The sequence below is a fragment of the Gracilimonas qinghaiensis genome (assembly GCF_046602855.1).
Taxonomy (GTDB): domain Bacteria; phylum Bacteroidota; class Rhodothermia; order Balneolales; family Balneolaceae; genus Gracilimonas.
The window spans coordinates 254591-275000 of the sequence record NZ_JBKINJ010000002.1; the positions used below are offsets into that span (position 1 = coordinate 254591).

At 44.7% G+C, this 20410-nt stretch carries 14 protein-coding genes and 1 riboswitch; of the genes, 9 read left to right on the forward strand and 5 right to left on the reverse strand.

What is annotated here, in order from left to right:
* The first annotated feature begins 7 nt into the window (after positions 1-7).
* The 4 genes from ACKGJO_RS11085 to ACKGJO_RS11100 all read left to right on the forward strand — a co-directional run bounded on the left by ACKGJO_RS11085 (position 8) and on the right by ACKGJO_RS11100 (position 5101).
* Positions 8-745, forward strand: coding sequence for a 2-phosphosulfolactate phosphatase (locus tag ACKGJO_RS11085; protein WP_411323506.1), 738 nt, complete (start codon positions 8-10; stop codon positions 743-745).
* A complete protein-coding gene (locus ACKGJO_RS11090) occupies positions 738-3263 on the forward strand; it encodes a DNA translocase FtsK (RefSeq protein WP_411323507.1) in 2526 nt (841 codons plus the stop codon). Before ACKGJO_RS11085 ends, ACKGJO_RS11090 begins: the two co-directional genes overlap by 8 nt.
* A gap of 43 nt (positions 3264-3306) precedes the next feature.
* Positions 3307-3987, forward strand: coding sequence for a LolA family protein (locus tag ACKGJO_RS11095; RefSeq protein ID WP_411323508.1), 681 nt, complete (start codon positions 3307-3309; stop codon positions 3985-3987).
* Positions 3988-4060: 73 nt separating this feature from the next.
* Complete coding sequence (locus ACKGJO_RS11100) at positions 4061-5101, forward strand: lysylphosphatidylglycerol synthase transmembrane domain-containing protein (RefSeq protein ID WP_411323509.1); 1041 nt, start codon at positions 4061-4063, stop codon at positions 5099-5101.
* Between the two features lie 465 nt (positions 5102-5566).
* On the opposite strand, the gene ACKGJO_RS11105 is transcribed toward ACKGJO_RS11100, so the two are convergent.
* Together ACKGJO_RS11105 and ACKGJO_RS11110 are read right to left on the reverse strand one after the other, a co-directional pair.
* A complete protein-coding gene (locus tag ACKGJO_RS11105) occupies positions 5567-5911 on the reverse strand; it encodes a hypothetical protein (RefSeq protein ID WP_411323510.1) in 345 nt (114 codons plus the stop codon).
* The gene (locus ACKGJO_RS11110; protein WP_411323511.1) at positions 5908-8319 is read right to left on the reverse strand and encodes a penicillin acylase family protein; all 2412 of its coding nucleotides are present in this window, start codon (positions 8317-8319) and stop codon (positions 5908-5910) included. Before ACKGJO_RS11110 ends, ACKGJO_RS11105 begins: the two co-directional genes overlap by 4 nt.
* 114 nt (positions 8320-8433) lie before the next feature.
* On the opposite strand from ACKGJO_RS11110, the gene ACKGJO_RS11115 reads away from it, so the two are divergent.
* A complete protein-coding gene (locus tag ACKGJO_RS11115) occupies positions 8434-8805 on the forward strand; it encodes a four helix bundle protein (RefSeq protein WP_411323512.1) in 372 nt (123 codons plus the stop codon).
* A 39-nt stretch (positions 8806-8844) separates the two neighbouring features.
* Here the strand turns inward: ACKGJO_RS11115 and ACKGJO_RS11120 are convergent, their stop codons facing one another.
* Positions 8845-9741 carry a dimethylarginine dimethylaminohydrolase family protein gene (locus tag ACKGJO_RS11120; RefSeq protein ID WP_411323513.1) on the reverse strand — a complete coding sequence of 299 codons (897 nt, stop codon included), beginning with the start codon at positions 9739-9741 and terminating at the stop codon, positions 8845-8847.
* Positions 9742-9950: 209 nt separating this feature from the next.
* On the opposite strand from ACKGJO_RS11120, the gene ACKGJO_RS11125 reads away from it, so the two are divergent.
* The 3 genes from ACKGJO_RS11125 to ACKGJO_RS11135 all read left to right on the forward strand — a co-directional run bounded on the left by ACKGJO_RS11125 (position 9951) and on the right by ACKGJO_RS11135 (position 13524).
* A complete protein-coding gene (locus ACKGJO_RS11125; protein WP_411323514.1) occupies positions 9951-11141 on the forward strand; it encodes a D-alanine--D-alanine ligase family protein in 1191 nt (396 codons plus the stop codon).
* A gap of 77 nt (positions 11142-11218) precedes the next feature.
* Positions 11219-12649 (forward strand): ABC transporter substrate-binding protein, encoded by a 1431-nt coding sequence (locus ACKGJO_RS11130; RefSeq protein WP_411323515.1) that lies wholly within the window; start codon positions 11219-11221, stop codon positions 12647-12649.
* Positions 12649-13524, forward strand: coding sequence for an NAD(+)/NADH kinase (locus ACKGJO_RS11135; protein ID WP_411323516.1), 876 nt, complete (start codon positions 12649-12651; stop codon positions 13522-13524). Before ACKGJO_RS11130 ends, ACKGJO_RS11135 begins: the two co-directional genes overlap by 1 nt.
* A gap of 300 nt (positions 13525-13824) precedes the next feature.
* Here the strand turns inward: ACKGJO_RS11135 and ACKGJO_RS11140 are convergent, their stop codons facing one another.
* A complete protein-coding gene (locus ACKGJO_RS11140) occupies positions 13825-16278 on the reverse strand; it encodes a TonB-dependent receptor (RefSeq protein ID WP_411323517.1) in 2454 nt (817 codons plus the stop codon).
* A 54-nt stretch (positions 16279-16332) separates the two neighbouring features.
* Positions 16333-16427: riboswitch (TPP riboswitch) on the reverse strand.
* An 848-nt stretch (positions 16428-17275) separates the two neighbouring features.
* Here ACKGJO_RS11140 and ACKGJO_RS11145 point away from each other — a divergent pair.
* The gene (locus tag ACKGJO_RS11145; protein WP_411323518.1) at positions 17276-18208 is read left to right on the forward strand and encodes an alpha/beta hydrolase fold domain-containing protein; all 933 of its coding nucleotides are present in this window, start codon (positions 17276-17278) and stop codon (positions 18206-18208) included.
* Between the two features lie 72 nt (positions 18209-18280).
* Here ACKGJO_RS11145 and ACKGJO_RS11150 read toward each other — a convergent pair whose 3' ends face one another.
* Positions 18281-20389: a fibronectin type III domain-containing protein gene (locus ACKGJO_RS11150; protein ID WP_411323519.1), complete on the reverse strand. Its 2109-nt coding sequence runs from the start codon at positions 20387-20389 to the stop codon at positions 18281-18283.
* Positions 20390-20410: the final 21 nt, after the last annotated feature.

Here is a 20410-nt window from a genome sequence, read left to right on the forward strand (position 1 = left end):
AGAGTAAATGCCGGACATAAATTATATCGACGTATTCTTTTCGCTTCAGGCTTTTCAGGAAGAAGAGCTAAGGGGTAAAAGTGCGGTGATCATAGATGTACTTCGTGCTTCATCATCCATCACCACAGCCATTCATAACGGGGCCAAAAAAGTGATCCCGGTGGCAGATATGAGTGATGCCATGAAGATAGCCACCACCATGGATAACAAAGACTACCTGCTTTGCGGAGAAAAGGACGGTTCCAAGATCGAAGGTTATCATCTGGGGAATTCCCCGGCCGAGTACACGCGTGATGCAGTCAGAAATAAGACGTTGATCTTTAACACTACTAACGGAACCAAGGCTATTAAAAAGGCCTCATTGGCGAATGAAGTATATGTCGGGACCTTTCTGAATCAGCAGAGCATTCTTAATGCTTTGAAAGAACATGATGATGAAGTGGTATTAATATGTTCAGGATGGCAGGGACGGCTTTCGATCGAAGACACCCTCTTTGCCGGATCACTTCTCCATTCCATCAGTGGAGGTCATCTGCCCGACTCAGCGAAAGACGGCGCAAAAGTAGCATTTGGTCTTTTCGAAAAATATGGGCATGATTTAGAGGGAGCTATCAGTAAAAGTGATCATGCAAAAAGATTAGCTGAACTTGTCCCAAATGGTGATATTACATTCTGTTGCAAAGTAAATGAATTTGATGTGCTCCCCGGGATGAGGGACGGAATTCTCAAAGATCTAAATGGCTAAAAGTAACTTAAATACATCTACAAGAACCCCGGGACTCGATTCTAACCGCAAGAAAGAGATCGTCGGCATTATTGTTATGTCGATCGCTGTTCTACTCGGGTTAAGTATCGTTTCCTACAATTCGGCAGACTATCAGTATGCCCGAAGTATTTCGTTCATCGATCTGTTCAATCCGGATGCTAATTCCCGACTGGTCAAGAACTGGCTGGGGCCTGTAGGAGCGTATATCTCCCACTACCTCGTTCACAGTTTATTCGGTTACACCAGCATCATTCTGGCGCTGATCACTGGTTATCATGGGTGGAATACTTTTCGTCGCCGGGATTTCAAAGATCTTGGCTGGCTCACGGTTCTGAGCATCTGGAGTATGGTCCTGCTATCAACTTTTATCGGATGGCTCACCACCAACGCCGATTTCCCGGATGATTCCATCTGGAGCGGTACTGCCGGTATTGCCATTGCACAGGTTTTGTATAATATCACAAGTATCGGTTCCATCATTATTCTATCGGTATTGGTCCTCATAACATTACTGATGTTCGTGGATCGCGACCTTCAAAAAACCATCGATAACGTGAAACTCTGGATCGAAAATATTCGGGAAAAGATGGAAGAGCGACGTGCAGCCCGACAGCTTCGCAAAGAAGAAAAAGCCAGGGAACGGGAAGAACGCCTTGCTGAAAAACGTGCAGCCAAAGAAGCCACAAAGGAGGAGGAAAAAGAAGAAGAGGAAGAACTGAAAAAGCAGCCCATTTCAGACACTGATGATGAAAATGAACCTGTAAAACCGGCTCCTTCCATAGACGAACTCGTTGAAAAATCTGAAGAACTAGAACAAAAGAAACGAGAGAAAGAACAGAACGAGGTCAAAACACTCGATACACGTCAGCGCGCCTCACTGGAGAAAGAAGAGGAACTTGACAGTGATGAGGATGATATTGAAGTTTCTGTTTACGTAGGTAAGGGCGATGAACAGGCTGATGAGAAAGACCTTGATAAACTCAACAAGAAAAAAGCCAAGGAAGTACCGGTCATCAAGTACAAGTTCCCCAAAGTGGATCTTTTGGATTCCCCACCTGATGAGGGTAATGAAGTTGATCTCGAAGAGATCAAGGAAAACAAACGCATCATTCTTGACAAGCTAAAGCGCCATAAAATTGAGATCGTCGGCATCAATGCGATCGTTGGCCCAACGGTCACCCTGTATGAGCTGGAACCGGCCCCGGATGTTAAGATCTCCAAGATCGAGAGTTATTCTAATGACCTTAAGATGGCTACCGCCTCAAAAGGACTTCGTATGCTCTCACCTATTCCCGGTAAATCAGCCGTGGGTATTGAGGTTCCTAACAGCACGCGGGAAACAGTGTACATCAAGCAGGTACTGAATACTAAGAAATTTGTAGAAACCGATTTCACCTTACCGGTGGCTTTCGGTAAAACGATCGAAAATGAGGTATTCATGATCGATCTCACCAAGATGCCTCACTTGCTCATAGCCGGTGCCACGGGTTCAGGTAAGTCGGTCGGTATCAATACCATCATAACCTGTCTGCTTTATAAATGTCACCCTGACGACCTGAAATTCGTCATGGTCGATCCCAAGAAGATCGAACTTTCACTTTATCGCAATATTCAGAATCACTTTTTGGCTATGCTGCCCGATTCTGATGAACCCATCATAACGGATACCACAAAAGCTCAGGAAACACTCGAAAGTCTTTGCAAAGAGATGGATGAACGCTACGACCTTCTCAAGATGGCGATGGTTCGCGACATCAAATCTTATAACGAAAAATACAAGACCGGCGAACTGGATGACGAACTTGGTCACCGCCACCTGCCATACATCGTGGTCATTATTGATGAGCTGGCTGACCTTATGATGACAGCCGGTAAACAAATTGAAGAACCCATTGCCCGACTGGCTCAGCTGGCACGTGCTATCGGAATCCACCTGGTTGTTGCCACACAGCGACCTTCAGTAAACGTGATCACCGGGACCATCAAAGCCAACTTTCCGGCTCGAATTGCCTATCAGGTAGCTTCCAAAGTGGATTCGCGGACTATTCTGGATCAGGGTGGAGCAGATCAGCTTATTGGAATGGGAGATATGCTCTTTAACAATGGAACCGGCATGATCCGTATTCAAAATGCCTTTGTATCCACGGAAGAAGTTGAGCGTATAAACAGCTTTATTGGTCAGCAGGCCGGATATAAACAACCATTTCACCTGCCCATAATTAAAGAAGATACTGTAGACATTCCTGATCCGTTAGATGACATAGACGAATACTTTGAAGCTGCGGCCAAACTGGTAGTATTACATCAGCAGGGATCGGTTTCATTGTTGCAGCGTAAACTCAAGATCGGCTATAACCGCGCCGGCAGAATCATAGATCAATTATTCAATGCAGGCATTGTTGGACCATATCAGGGCAGTACAGCCCGTGACGTACTTGTACAAGATGAAGATGAACTTCAGGAACTTCTGGATGAGCTCGATGAATATAACGGGTAAGCGGAGACAGTTGGCAGTGAGCAGTAAACAGTTAGCAGTGCCCATGAATTATCTATCATGCCTCGTTCCCAACCTCCGATTTGAAATGCATAAAGGTATCTCCGGTTCTAAAAGGGCTGGAAAGATAGTGACACTGGTTATTGTTTTAATCCTTATATCAGGTTCTAACCTGTTTGCCCAAACTCCTAACTTTGACCTGCTCAAGGAGCGGTTTGAGTCAGGTGAAGTATTCGCAGCGGATTTCGACCACACCTACACTGACTCCTATACCGGTGAATCCACTTCCAGTGAGGGAAAGATATGGATCGATCAGATACGTTATAAGCTTGTGGCGGACGGTCAGACCATCGTAGTTGATGGAGAGACTTCCCGTGTTTACGATGAAGACAGAAACAGGGTCATCATTGATAATTACTATGCAGAGGAAGATGATTTTGCCCCATCCCGTATGCTCAGTGGCATTGATTCCACCTACACCGTTTCTGAACGCAAACAGGGATCCCGTACACTTGTAACCCTTAATTCTACCGATGATTTTTCCGTCTTTACCGAAGTGGAGATACTATTGAATGCTGACCTGCGGCCTCTTCGGATCATCGCGATCGATATATCTGACAATGAGATCGTTACCAACTTCAGCAACGGTCGCTTTTATGCTCCCGAATCCAATCTCTTTCAGCTCGAATATCCTGAAGATGCGGAAGTTGTGGACATGAGATATTGATATGGTTATTCGTTATTCGTCGAAATTTTAACCGCTATGCTTCCATTAAGCTATAAATATTAACGAATAACCAATGAACGGCAAAAAACTCTTAAAAATTCTTGGCAGCATATTACTGGGAATCCTCTTTCTCTGGCTGGCTTTTCGGGAAGTTGAATTTTCAGATGTTTTGGAATCAGCCCGTGGAATGCGTCTTTGGTGGATCACACCTTTTACCATAGCCACCCTTTTTGCCCACTACGTCAGAGCATTGCGGTGGAAAATGCTTTTTACCAACAGAGAAAGAACACCCTCCAAGCTCACCCTCTACACCGGCGTGATGTTCGGCTATCTCGTTAACATACCCCTGCCGCGTGTTGGGGAAGTAGCCCGACCGGTTTACGTTGCCCAGCAGGTGGGTGAAAGCAACAGTAAGATCATAGGCACCATCGTACTTGAAAGGGTGGTCGATCTTCTGGGAATGCTGCTACTGATGCTGTTTGTAGTTGTCTTTTTGATCGCTGATCCTCAGGTCCTGTCACGATTATTCGGAATAGATATCACCGATCCGGCCACCCAAATAGAACTGACATTTACTCTCTTGAAATACGGGGGCATCGCTTTACTTGGGCTTGGAGTTATTTACTGGCTTTTCAAGCTCGCCGGCGAGAAAACGGAAGGCAAGATCTTTGAGATCGTGGTCAGAATTCAAAAGGTCATTAAGACCTTTGTTGATGGTTTGCTTGCTGTTCGCGAACTGAGAAACTGGCCTCTCTTCATCTTCTATTCAGCATTGATCTGGGCTCTGTACATTTTCATGACCTATGCAGGATTCTGGATGTTTGATATGCAGGCTGAATTTGGACTGGGCATCACAGAGGCGATCGTACTGACGGTAGTGAGTGCTGTAGGGCTCTCCATCCCAACACCGGGAGGCATCGGTTCCTATCACCTTTTTATCACCAAAAGTCTTTTCATTTTTTATGCCGTTCCTGAGGCTACCGGACTTGCCTATGCTACCATAGCGCATGCTGCAACTCTGGTTATTATCTTTATATCTTCTCCCACGCTATTAGCTATTGATAAGTTTTTTGGCATGAAGAGAGAAAGGCATGGAATATCGAATGTTGAATAATGAATATTCAATTTCGAAGTTTTAGATCTTGCTCCTGACGCTCTGTGTTGGAGCGAGAATTTTTTTGCACCGACCCCGACGGGATTGTACGTGACAGGAGATTTTTTCTAAGGCTGATGGGCAGGTTAATTGGTTTCGATGGCAACACTTTATACCAGAATAAGTATTTGGTCTATTTTGGCTGCATTTCCCAATTTTCGAAAAACGGTTTTAGCTTTCTCAGTCTTGGGGGCGAAAATTGTTTTCTCATTTCATCTCTGGCTTTACCAAGATGCTGCTCCTACGGACAGGACTTTGATCAGCTTTATCATGTTACTATGTGTTTATCATATTGCTCTGTACTGAGGTTTAGCTTCCTATGCAAGATCTGAGGGTTGAATTATACATAGTACTCGCTACTGACGCTCTGCGTCGGAGCGGATACAGAAGCACCGGTCGGGGGATGGCAGAACAAATATCTGAAAATTAGAACACGCTGCGGCCGAACCAGATGCACATGATGGTGGCGAGGGTCATAATGAACAGACTGGTCTTTCTTGGATAATCGGCTTCGCTTTTAATATAACCATAGAGGCCAAAGACAGCTGATACCAAGCTCATTCCAAATAATGAAATTGTAACTAAAAATGGGTCGCGTACCGGTTCAGGAATGTAGCTCATCAACAGCTGTACCTGCTCGAAGTAGCTTAGCTCCTCACTTCCGGAGATCCATATCCAAAGTCCGAGATATAGAGCCGGCAGGATCATCAGTAACAAACTGATTCGTATCAGATTTTTGATAGTTGGGTCGATCTCTGTTTTCTTCATCATTCAGATGGATTCAATTTAATATGATATTTGTATTCGGCCGGATCATCGCGCAAAAAGTTCAACTCAAACAGCTGTCCGGTTCTCCAGGGATCTACCATATCATCGTAGTTTGGTGAACCGGGATTACCTGACTGACCGCCCGGGTATACTCCCCAACCCTTAACTTCTGGTCCGAGTTCAACCACCATCCGCCAGGAAGGCCCATTTCCGCCTCGCGTTGCATTAACAGATTCGGCAGAGCCGCTACTGAAAAGGTCCTGCTGACCGAAGCCCGGAATTTGCGCCAGATGATCGATGTCATTGTCGATATCATAACCCCATAACCAAGTTTCAGTATCCTCACCGTAGTAATCAATTAACCGATTGATTGTCTCTTTGAATGACTTTGTAGCTAACTCTTCTACCGTTTCCTGTTCAGGTGTATTTATATTATCCACAAAACGAAGTTCAGGGTCTTTTTTGATCATTTCAACTATGATATCTCGGGAAGGGAACCGCAGTTCGGCATCTGTCTCATTATACTCATCATTAAAAATGGCTTTGAAGAAATTGTTGCGCCATAACTGATAGACAGTGGGTTGGATCTCTTCCGCTTCCATCATAAAGTCCCAGTCCGCCATTTCTTCAATTACTTCCAGTTCCAGATCTGATAATCCACTTGGATCGGTCCATTCAATCATCTGCGGAATGAAATTAGAAGCCGTATAGGCAAAATCATCCATCTGCAGTTCTTGCATATCCTGCGGGGTGATATCTTCCATTTCAGCCAATTGGTCATTAATGCGCCGGCCTCGCTCATAGGGTGCAAAGTCATCATCCAGATAGTACGGATAATCAGGGCCTACCGATTCCTGATTAGCTGAGCTCACAAATCCCCGCTCCGGATTTTTGATATGTGGATTTTGATCCGTTGGGATCCAACCTTGCCAATCATATGCGGGATCACTGCCATCACTCACTGTTCGCCCTTGAAACGCCCATTTCTTAGGTAGTTTACCGGAAATCCACATAGCTATATCTCCGGCCTTATCAGCAAATACAAAGTTCTGAGACGGCGCAACGTAATTCCCTACTGCCTCACGATAATCTTCATAATTCTGCATTTTATTGAAGCCGTAAAAGGTCTTCAGGTCATTGGAAGGCTCATGAGCGATCCAGCGCAGGGCATGATACACTGTTTCCCCTTCATTGGCTGTTTCAACTTCCATCACCGGTCCGTGGTGAGTATAGATAACTGTATCCATAACCGTTTCATCACCCCGAACCTTAACTTCTTCTATACGGTGTGAAGTTGATTTCCAATCACCATCATGGCGGTATTCCTGCATGGTCTCGTCTTTGAACTCCACCTCATACCAATCCATCACATCGGAGCCGACGTTGGTGGTTCCCCAAGCTGTTTGTTCATTAAACCCGATTATGATAGCAGGAGATCCCTGAAGCGTGACACCATAACTGTTATAACCCGGAGCCGTGAGCTGCATCTCATACCATATTGATGGAAGCGTCAGGCTCAGGTGGGGATCATTCGCCAGGATCGGATAGCCCGATGCTGTTTTATCTCCACTTACTGCCCAGTTATTACTCCCAATACCTTCAGGCACCGGAAACGGGTCTATCACTTTTGATACGGCAGGCACAAAAAGTGAATCGGGTCTTTGGGGAACTTCAGCCACAAAATCCCACTCACGGCTTGTGGGGATGATCGGATCGTTTAATTCGGGCTTTTGAGTAAAATAGGTTTCCACAAAATCCTCTCCGAAATACTGAAGGGTATTGCTGGTGCGAACGTCGTTATTTCTACCGGCCAGTGTTCGGGTCATATTTTTAAGCAGGTATGCGGTCTTGATCGGCTCCCACGTTTCCGGTTCAATATCTAAAACCTTGTATTCGATCGGATAGTCTTTTACTGACAGTTGATCGATGTAAGCATTCACTCCTTTGGCATACGCATGCACCACTTCCTTAACTTGTTGGTCAGCATCAATAGCCTCGATCGCTTTTTCAGCACCGTAAGTCATCCCAAGGCGACGTGTATTCAGGTCGCGGTCCAAAAGTTGTGGGCCAACGATCTCGGCAAGGCGACCGGCGGCATCATAGGTCTGCATCTCCATCTGAAACAAGCGATCACGAGCCACAATATATCCCTGAGCCATAAAAAGGTCATGTTCATTCCGGGCAAAGACGTGCGGCACGTTACGATCATCAAAGTACACGGTCACTTCATCCTGAAGGCCCTGCAGGTCCAGTTCAAAAGATTCATATTCCGAAGTTTCCGCATTAGCCCAGAAACCCGCATTCGGATCAAAAAACTTCCCCAACGGTGGAACAGCCCCAAATTTGATATTGAGGGAGATGATAAGGGCAAGGAGGATAATTCCGGAAATAGAGGCTTTTATAAGGTTCATTATGTGCTTTGTGCTTTGTACGTGGTGCTTTGTGCTTTGTGCTTAATGGAAATAAATGAAAAAAAATTGTAAGGAATATATTTGAAATCGCTCTTAGGAAGAAAAGGAATAATTATGGGAACTGTATATAGATTTGAAGAACTAGAATGTTGGCAAAGTGCCAGAGAACTTGTCGCTATGGTTTACAAGTATACTCGTAGTGGAGAAATATCGAGGGATTATGGATTTAAAGACCAAATAAGGAGGGCCTCCGTGTCAGTTATGAATAACATATCAGAGGGATTTACTCGCTATGGAAGAAAAGAAATGATCCGTTTCTTTAATATTGCTCAAAGTTCAGCTTCTGAAGTTATGAGTATGACGTATGCAATGGATGATCTTAATTATCAATCAACAGAAACGTGTGAATTGATTAGGGCCAAAGCATTTGAAGCCCGAAATAAGACATTGGCTTTTATGCGATATCAAATAGAAAAACCTTCTTAACTGAGCACATCGCACAATTTTACACTAGCACAAAGTACATTACCACAACAACATCTTCATGCAGAATACGGAGCCGCCGCTTTTCAGGAATTCGTAGGTACTGAACTCGTGAACTTTAAAACCCAGTTTTTTCAGCTTTTGATTAACATCCACACAACCCTGCTGTATAAATACGTTCTTTCCATCAGGACAGGTGGCATTGCAGGCAAATAACTTTTCAGCTTCATACTTTGATGCTTCGATCACATTGGAAAAAACAGATCGAATCAGTTCAAGTCCCTCATCCGTGAATGCTTTTGGATAGATAAGAGCCGTTTCAGTATTCAGGATGCAAAGGCAGGTATCAAGATGGTAGAATCGTTCATCAATGAGCTTTAGAGCAATGACCGGGGTATCAAAGGTCTCTGAGATCACGTCATACACTTCTTTGGAAGAGCGATATCCGTAACCACCCCAGATCAGTCGCTTTTTAAAATGCCATAGTGCATCACCCATACCTTCAAAATCAGTAAATCTTGTTTCATCCAGGCGAACGATCTCATAGCTGCTATCTTCATACACCTGTTGAATAAACGGCACCTCTCCCTTGCGTTTGTCGGAGTTCATTACGCTCATGATCACCTCTTTCTTACCCTCATCAGTAATGTTCGGTAAACTTTGATTTGCACAGAATACCATGTCAGGATAACCACGTACACCATCTTCCACGTGAACGTACAATCCGAGCTCCTCATAGGCAGAGCGAAGGTGTTCCCATTCATTCTGTGCGGCAAGTTTATCTACATCACCGATGTTACCTTCCATATGCGGGTTGATCACATACTCCACCGAGAAATAGGTCGGTTTTACCAATAAAACCTTTCCGGGGGCAGGCATATCCTGCAGGTCTGATAATTTAAAATCCAGTTGTTCGGCCGATGTAATAACCTTACTCATATTACCATAACTTTTTGGGTTCGAAGAGGACGGCAAATATTGAAAATATCGAACTGCGGAACAAGTTCAAGTTTTCAGAAATAACAGAATTCAGAACACAGTACTCTGAATTCAGAATATTCTGATCCCTGTGTTCTGAATTCTTTTGCACTGCCATTAACAATTATCCCGAAACAATCCTATTTTCGCTGAAAACCTATACATAAATTATGTCCCAAAAAAATCTCATTGTAGCCTTTGGAGGCGTTTCTCCCGAACATGAAGTTTCTGTGCTGACCGCCATTCAGGCTATCTCAGCTCTTGAAAGCAGTTCTTATCAGATCATTCCGCTATACATTACCAAATCAGGGCGATGGTTGACCGGCGAGCACCTGCTGGAACTGAGCAATTACAAAGACCTGCCGACTCTTGAAAGGAAGACTGAGGATTGCGCTTTTGTAAAGGATGAGAATGGCAAGACCTTCCTGAAAGAACAGAACGTATCTGGATTATTTTCAAAACCAAAGAACTTTCCGGTCTATGCTGTGCTCTGTGCTTTCCACGGAAGTGAAGGTGAGAACGGAGCCTTTCAGGGTGTTTGTGAAATGATGAATATTCCCTACACGGGAAGCAGCGTCTTGGGATCATCCCTTGGCATGGATAAGGTAAAAGCCAAACTTGTTGCGGCTGCAAATGGCATCCCGGTCACCAAATCCGTCAATTTTTACGAAAGTGACTGGGTAGAGGAACAAGACGGTATCATAAATGTAGTTGAAGATTTTGACTATCCGCTTATCGTAAAACCTGTTTCTCTTGGCAGCAGCATTGGGGTAGCTATTGCCAATGACCGTACCGAGCTGACCGAAGCCGTGGAAACTGCTTTTCGATACGATGCGCACCTGCTTATCGAAGAAGCCGTAAATCCCCTGATGGAGATCAATTGTTCCGTTATTGGCACTCCGGACGATTGCAAGCCAAGCGTATGCGAACGACCACTGGGCAAAACGGAAACCCTCAGCTTTGAGGACAAATACCAAAGCGGTGAAGGAGCCGAAAAAGGCATGGCATCGGCCGACCGTGAGATACCCGCCCAGATCTCTGACAAACTCACAACAAAGATTCAGGACATGTCCGTAAAAATCTTTTCTGTACTGGGTGCATCCGGGTTGGCCCGCCTCGATTTCCTCATTAACTCCAATACAGAAGAAGTATATTTCAATGAGATCAACACCATACCCGGGTCGTTCTCATTTTATTTGTGGGAGAAAACAGATCTTAACTTTACGCAGCTGATGGAAGAGTTGATTCAGATCGCGGTGAAGCAGCATCGTGAGAAAAACGGGCGGGTTCGCAGTTACGACACAAATTTACTGAGTGAAAAAGCCTTAAAAGGACTAAAGGGTCTCAAAGGCACAAAATAAACTTAGGATCGCCAATATGGAATGATTTAGCTCGTTCATATCTTCAATAAATTAAATACCGACAACACTATTCAATTATGAAAAAACTGATCCTGTTACTTCTTCCTGTCTTAGCGATCTCCTCTTGTGGAAAAGGTCCTGAGACTATTACGGTTCGAACAGGTAGTTCTGACCTCTTCGCTGCCAACGATTCTACTACCCAACAAACTATAGCTGATACAACTGAAGGGGATGATTTCATTCAACTCAAAGTCGGTGAAATTGCAGCAATTGAATCGCTGGATCCTCTTTTTGCGACTTCCAACAGTGAATTGAGGGTCATAAATTTGATCTACGACGGACTTGTTGGGATCGGAAATAACGGCAACCTCTATCCTCTTATGGCTAACCGCTGGAACGTGAATGAAGATTCCACTCAGTTTACCTTTCATCTAAAGACAACCCTCAAATTTCATGATTCCCCTGCTTTTGAAAACGGAACCGGTCGGCAGTTTACCGCAAATGATGTCAAGTTTGTTTTTGAACGTATGGCGAGGAATGATGTGCCTGCGTTTACTGGAAATCAATTCAGTGATATTCGTGGATTCGAAGTTCTTCAGAATGAATTAGAATATGTCAAAGATTCTTCAAAACGGGTTATTTCTGAAATTAATGGCATCCGGGTTCAAAATGATTCTACAGTTACTTTTGTCCTGAACAGGCCCTCCACTGATTTCCTGAACCGACTGGCGCACCCAATGGCGTCTATCTATGCCAGTGAAAGTGTGCCTTCCGGCCCCATACAGCAGGCAGCAGGAACAGGACGGTTTCGGTTCCTCCAAAAAGAAAATAACACACACCTGCTTACTGTAAACGAGGATCATTCTTCCAATCTGCCTGATATCAACCGGCTAGATATCATTTCCGGTATCAATGAGCGAAACTTGTATCAGGAATTTGCCGGTGAAAGAGTTGATGTGCTTGTGGAATTGGGAGCAGCAACTTTGCTTACTGTGGCGGACTCAACGGGGGAACTACTAAGTAGCTACTATAACAATTACGAATTACATCAGGTACCTGTAAGCTCCGATTATCCACTATATTATAATTCAAAATCGGGACAGGCCAACAAAGTGAACGAAGTATTAGACAATCTGAATCAAAACTCAGTATTGATCAGCAATTCCCTAGGCTCCCTTTCAATGACCAAAGCAGATACAACCGGGACACTGCAGAGCGATAACACAAGCATGGGTATTACGCATACAACTCATCCATTTTACCGGTTCATGCTTAATAACTTAGCCCCACAAGTAAACGAATCTGGTTATAGTTTTGCAATGAGTGCCTCCTATGCTTTTAATGATCAGATCACTTTTACCACAAAGCCTTATCCGGGTACTGAACAGGTATTGGTCTGGGATGCCCCGATCTATCTGTTATCACACAGTAACATTCAGGGAATTACAGTGAGGCATAATCCCTGGAATCTCGATCTTTCGTCTTTCAGTATGAATGGAGCCAATTGATGAAACTAGCCGTCGTCGCAAATCCGAGTAAATACGAAGTCAAAGAAGTACTCTTTAAAGCCGTGAATTGGGCTAAAAATCATGATATCACCCTGTTCATCAACAAAGAAATCTGTGATGAAATGGAGCTGAATGGGAGTGCAGCTATTCAAAAGACTGAAAGTGATCTTGATTCCATTCAGGCAAGTGACATTATTTTGGTGATGGGTGGAGATGGCACGATCCTCTATACGGCCCGTATCTCCAAAGACATTCAAAAACCTATTTTAGGGATTAACAGTGGTCGTCTTGGCTTTATGGCCAATACCCAAATAGAAGATCTGGAACCTGCCCTTGACCGACTGCTTGATAACGATTTCACTCTCGATAAGCGGGTATTTCTTAAAGCCACCACCCAACGCGGGGATGAATTCCACGCATTGAATGAGTTTCTATTTACACGCAAGGATTCTATTTCCATGGTAAATGTAACGGCTGAATATGATGGCAGCCTTATCAACACCTATTGGGCCGATGGATTACTTGTAGCCTCACCGACCGGTTCCACAGCATATAACCTCGCCTCCGGTGGACCGATTGTAGCGCCGGGAACCGAAGTCTTCGTAGTAACTCCCATCAATCCGCACACCCTTACCACCCGACCATTGGTATTGAACTCGACACGACCCCTCAAGATCAAGATCGAAAAGCAACAAAATGAGGTGCTTTTTTCTTATGACGGACAAGTTCATGAGATCGAAGATTTCCCCTTTGAGGTCGAGATATTGAAATCTGATCTGACCTTCGACCTTATTCATCTTCCCGGACAGGATTACTTTGAAACCCTTCGCAACAAACTAATGTGGGGAATGGATTCCCGGCGGAATAGGGAGTAGTTAGTTTTAAGTGTTTAGTGTTTAGTTTTGAATTGTTTCCTGACCGAGGACCGTCGACGGGAGACCGATAGTAGCTGTCTCATTGCGCCGCTATGCTGCGCAACATGTAATTGAAGGCTCTTCCTCAAATTTTGAAGCGGAATTAGCAGGCTATAGATACTTCATTTCGATATTGATTATTCGCTTGGTCATTATGCAATATTAAAATAGCCCCGCTCTGAAGAACGGGGCTATTTTTCGACTAAACTAATTGAAAATTGAGTGCTGGATACTTCTTTATTGAATGTTCAGCGCTGTCTGTTAAAACTTCCAGGTTAGCTGGAATAGGAAATTAGTGCCGGCTTGTGGGTAGTAATAGTTATAGTTCACCGGCTCACCCGCCTGTAGCCACCCAAAGGTGTAGCCGTTGGTCTCATATTCATGATCAAAGATATTATTCACCTGTAATGTCGCTGTGATACCTTCAAGCAATGAGATCTTATCAAGGGAATAACTTATTCTCAGATCATTCACAAAATAAGGATCGATTGAACGGCTTTCGGTCTGTGTATTATCAAGATACTGACGTGAGACATATTTACTGACAAGCTCTGCATTCAGTGCCCCGGTCTGATAGCCGATCACTCCATTAGTAATGAGTGAAGGTGAAAATGCGATATCGGTTTCTTCATAGGTCGTAGCCTGTTGACCCAAGTAATTGAAGTTCGCATCATACTGATCAGTGAACTGCGTGTATTCAACGATCTTGTTTCGGCTGAAAGTTGCATTGGCCGATACACTCAGGTGCTCAGAAACACTCAAACCACCCTGAAGTTCAAGCCCGATACGATAACTTTCCGGTACATTCTCCCTGACGATCTCACCCACATCATTGATCGCTCCCGTTGGCACAAGCTGGTCTCGATAGAACATGCCGTACACATTGGCACCAAGATAATGCCGCCTAAAATCACCTCTATAACCAAGCTCTACGTTATAGAGACGCTCCGAGTCAGGTCGGCTTTCAGGGGATGAGTCTACATACTCATCTCGCGTTGGTTCTTTATTACCAACCGCAAAAGAAGCATACAAACGCTGTTGATCCGGAAGTTGATAAACAAAGCCAAACTTGGGGTTAAAGAACATCAGATCATCGGTTTGCTGGAGAGTAACGAGGCTGTCTCGTACGGAACTCCCCGCACTGCGAACAAAGCCATTTCCAAGAAACTCATAGTTGACGCCTCTCACCTGTAGATCCAGGTAAGAATTCAGATTATCGGTAATTCCATACTGCAGTTTTCCATATAGATTGAAATCATTCTTAATGCCATCGTTATCGTAATACCGATCTTCGATCTCACTGTCGCCGGCATATCTAGCCCATATCACTTCTCCGAAATGAGCCCCGTCATAATAGTTATAGCCACCGCCAAGTGTTAAATTCCAGATATCATTCGGGGTGAATTTTGTAGAAAAGATGGTTCCGTAGAAATCATTATCCAGCCAACGGCGGCGAACAAGATCTGATTCAGAAGGAGTAGATGGCAGGATCGGTTCAATATCGTAATCGGTCAGGTCTTCATCAGCTTTGTACTCCTCGAAGTAGCCAAAGCCTTTGGTGTAGAATGCAGATACATTAGCATTCCAGTTTTCAGTCAGTTTATATGAGTAATGCAACTGGTAATAGTTCTGCTGATAGTTGTCGACCTGATCTTCGTAGGGTTCGCCGGCTTTTTCGGTACCAGCCTCATTGAAGGTGCGATCGTTCTCCAGTACGCTTTCCTCGATGCCATACCATGCCTGATAGGTGCGTTCCTTTCCGGAAAAGACATCAGCTCGAAGCAAGCTTCGTTCTCCATGTCTGGCAGCCGACAAGAAGTAGGAATCAAGATCAGAACTCGCACGATCTATGAAGCCATCCGAATCAATTTTTGATAGACGGCCTTCAAACTGCCATCCGTTCTCCATCAGTCCCGACCCAAGCTTGACGTTATATTTTTGGGTATTAAAAGAGCCGATTCCGGTATTGATCTCTCCAAACGGTTCCACCCTGGAGGAACTGGTTTGAAGATTAATGGTTCCGCCAAAAGCTGCGGCTCCATTGGTAGACGTTCCTACCCCGCGCTGTATCTGGATATTTTCTGTGGATGAAGACAGATCCGGTAAGTTTACCCAGAATACGCCGTGGGATTCCGCATCATTGACCGGGATTCCGTTGATGGTCACATTGATACGCGCCGGGTCAACCCCTCGAATACGAATGCCTGTGTAACCGATGCCGGCCCCCGCATCTGAAGTTGTAGTAACCGATGGAGTACTCTGAAGCAGATAGGGTACATCCTGCCCCAGATTTCGCCGTTCGATCTCCTCGCCTTCAACATTAGTGTAAGTAATGGGAGATGTTTCATCAGCACGAGTGGCGCTCACGAAAACATCGTCAGAGATATAGGTATCCGGCAACATATAGATCTCAAGATCTTTTTGATTACGCCGGACATCAACCTCCTGATCTTTGTAACCCAAATAAGTGATCAACAAACGGAGTTCACCGTTTTCCGAAAGACGGAATTCGAAAGAACCGTCCTCCTGAGATACCACCCCACGTGAAGTACCGACCTGACGTATGGCCGCTCCGGGCAAGGGTTGTTTGGATTGAGCATCAAGCACGGTTCCGGTAATTGTTTGTGCCTGAGTAGTTGTGTTAGTAGAAAAGAAAAGTGGTACTGTTAATAGCAAAGCCGTAAAAAACGACTTTATGGTAATAGAATTAAACATTGAATTCCTCCAATTAATGTAGTGTGATTAATGGAGGAGGTTAACTTGCGTTACTGTGCGGTAAACAGGTTTCCCTACGCCGGTATTATCCGGTTCAGGTTATCAGGGTGTGATCTCAGCCCGCTATGCAAGCACCCCCAACCTTGGTTGTGAGCATCAAAGATACGAGGCTTAAGAATGTTGAACAAGTAACATTCAACATTCAGTTTTGAAGGATCATAAAGTGGCTCGGTGAGCTTCCCTAATCAATAATTCGCAGATCGGTAGATCGCCGTTCGCCGATCACAGATCATTTTGCCCATTAAGCCTAAACAACCCCTAGCGCAAGCCTCTCGCTTGTGCGGTGTTTTATCTGCCATCCCAAGGTTTAACATATTTGCTTCATCGTTTTCCTCTTTCTTTTGTGCCGACAAAAGAAACAAAAGCTCCCGGCTGCGAAAAATGAGCTAAAGTCGACTCCGTTTCGCTAAAAGAAATCAATGCTCCTTCGCCGGGCTTGCCAATACCTTAGTGCCTTACGGTATGATTTCTTTCTTAACGCTTCATTCCGTCACCTTTTTAACGCTCTTTTTTCTAAGGCCGAAGGATATTGAACATTCAACATTGAATGGTGAAGTTTACTGTATCTTTTTAAACCAAACGAACGATCTTTGCGGGCAGACTATGAAGTGGAATGCAGGTTTGAGAGGTTAAACGACGAAGCAATCTCCCTGATGCGGGCAACCGGCCATGCCAAGGAGATCGCCGCGTCGGCAAACAGTGTAGCCAACGAATATAATTACGGACTCCTCGCGATGACCGTTCAAGGATTGAGATCTGAAGCCCTTCTGCCAGTTAATTTCGCAGATCTGTCTATCGACTTTCGCTGATCGATCCTGCTTTGCACATCAGTGCAAGGAGTACTTCCCCGGAACCAGTCTACGGTCCTAAGATCACTCAAAACTCTATTGAATGCTGTAGTCGGAATTACCGTTTGGAAAGCCAACCAATCCTATTGATGATGAGAAAACCTGACCTTATTTCGAAGACCATAAATTTTGCACTAGATATTTCTTCCTACAAAAAGAAATTAGATCCGGCCTGGTGGCAGGCACCTTCGTCACAAAGTGAGCCTCCTGCCTATTTCAAAGAACAATTTGAGTTGAACTATCGGCTGCAGGATGGCCATAAGATATGGGAAATATCCTCATTCAAAGCAACATCCGAAAAAGCCATCCTATTTATTCATGGCGGTGGATTCACTAAAAGCTTTATGAAATTTCACTGGAATTTGATCCGTGAGTTTGGCAAAAAATTGGATCAGGATATCATTGCACCGGATTATCCCCTGTTACCAAAAGGATCAGCTACCGAAGTCATGAGTTTCTTTATGAATCTCTATACGAACCTTTTAGAAAATTACGGAGCTGAAAATGTGACTATCGTAGGAGATTCGAATGGCGGTGGAATCGCACATTCCTTGTGTCAGCTGCTCATAAAGAACAATATCAAACAACCTTCTCAATTGGTACTCTTATCACCATGGCTCGATCTGAGCCTTTCCAATCCTCTCATAGAAGATACCGAGGACAACGATCCCTTATTGGATGTAGAAGCACTGAGAACTTTAGGGAAACAATATGCCGCCGATGTTGAACTCACTGATTTCAGGGCAAGTCCCATTTATGGCAATATTCGCCGAGTTGCCCCTACCACATTATTTGTAGGAACCCATGATATCATGCTGGCAGACTCTCGCAAATTAAGGTTAAAAGCTGAATCTGAGCCGGTGGTTTTTAACTATCTTGAGTTCAACGGGATGTTTCACGACTGGATGTTCTTCAATTTTCCGGATGCCAAAAAGGCTCAGGCTATGATCATCAGTCAGATCAAGTATCCACCTTCGGAGGCGGAGATGGCGTTGAATGCCGGAAGTGATTTCTGGAAATAAAACTTACAGGTTCCTTTTTTATCTAGTGAGGCTAACCTTTATAAATCGGTTTATAGCCTTCCTTATCGCAGTTTAATTACCAACTGTAACCACAGCCGTATCGCTCAATAAGCTTTGGTTTCCATCTTTACGAAAAACTCTGACCCGATATTCATATCGTCCTGCACGAACACGACGATCAGTGAATGTGGTGTTATCGCTTCGACCAACCTGTCGAAGTCCTTCCTCTCCGCTGCGGCGATAGATCACAAAGAAAACTTCATCAAGATCATCACCAGGATAGGCCCATCGAATTACAGTGCCCCTATCACCAGACTGTGCAGACAGATTTTCGGCAACACTGACCGATCGCCTGTTCACAGTTTTTACCTGAACCGGATTCGAAAAGTCCGACAGCAATCCGCTTTGATCTTCTGCCTGTAACCTGTAGAAATAGGTTGCCCCCGGTTCCAGCCCCCGGTCAGTATAGCGGGCAATTTCTGTTTTTTCCCTGAATGTTTGAATTGGCTGCCAATCGCTCGCCGGCCCGGACCTTCGGTACAAAGTAGCTGTTTGGAAGTCAATAACAGAGGGCAGAGCAATTTCGAAGTTCACGTCAGTGGAACCAATCTCCACGTTTTTAAATACCGGGCGCGGAGGGGGTACGATGTCTGGCCGCTCAAGGGCGATAACGTCACTCTCCTCTGATTCATTAAAATGAACATCGTAGGCTCGAATTTTGTAATACACATTCCGGGTAAGCGTATTTAGCATCACCGTATCGCGGACAATTGTTCTGCTGCCTGAAGTGATCAGCGAATCGCCAAACATCTCTTTCACCACTGAAAATTCATGCTCCGGATCGTTTGCCATAAATATCTTATATCCATCCACGGCATCCTCAGGATCCGGGCTGATTATGATCTCTACAGAGCCGTCATCTCCAATCGTTGCCTGTCCAATTTCAGGTTTCACAGGTGGATTAAAGCGAATATATGATACCGGCAAAACTGCTGACGTACTCACATTGCCGGCTGTATCCACTGCCTGAATTGCATAATAAGTATCCAGGTCACGATTAAAATCAAGGTCGATCCACTCGCGGAGATTGGGATCAGTCAGATCTGGGTGAAGACGTACAAATTCTTCACTGCTTCCATCACCACGGAGTACTGCAAAACCGGCAAGGTCGTTATCTACTGTGCCGGGCATCTCCCAAGTTACGCGAACTGTATCCTCACTTTCATGCTTTGGCTGAAGCAACAGCGGCTCCCGAGGTGGCGTCAGATCACGGGGAGTACCGGAAGCTTCTCCAAAAAGCACACGTTCGCCAAATACATTCTGCCCGTAAAATCGATAGTGGTAGTTTCGGTAGTTGTTTAACTCTTTATCAAAAAATGTCCCCCGTTGTGGCCCGTCAAACTGTTTGCCTCTCAGGTTTAGCTCGATGACCTCATTCAACGGCTCAAAAGGTCCGTTTTCACTGAAAGACCGCTGAACATACATTCCTACCGAGTTTTCAGGTTGCTGCCAGATAAATGACAATTCACCATCTCCTTCATTCACTAAGATAGGTACTTCATAATCTTCAGTTTGTTCTGTTGCAGTAATCTCTGTTACGACTGAGGTTACATTTAGACCACCCGAACTCACCAGGCGTGCACGGTACTCGTAGGTCTGTCCCGGCATAACATTTGTGTCACTAGCAGAAAGGCCCAGTACGCGAGCTGCAAGAGAATCCTCAAATGAACTCAGCATAAACGTCATCGTACGGAAGTCTTCGGCACTTTTTCGGTTTACGAGGTCCTCAATACGGTTTTGAAAATCGATTTCTCCGGGCAGATGATCTGTATCTGAATCTCTAAGTTCCGTTACCACCCGCAAGCGGTCAGCACGATCTCCCTCGCCGACCGTAGTTTGAATGAGCTGTTCGGTTTGAGATTCATCAAGTGGCTGTACAGTTTGAACGGTTTGAAAAGGCCCTGTTCCCGCAACGCGACGCTCTACGATAAATCCCGATTCCGTACCTCTTCGCATCACCTCATTGTTATCTGAAAACCATCGCATTTCAATGCCGTCTCCCTCCACATAGCGGGCAAAAAGGTGAATTTCAGCTTCATTTGTCTGTTGGGCATTAGCGGTATTCAGCCAGCCCATTCCGGTGAGCAGAACAATCAGTATCGATATCTTTTTATAATCCATAATTGTTTGATTCATAATATT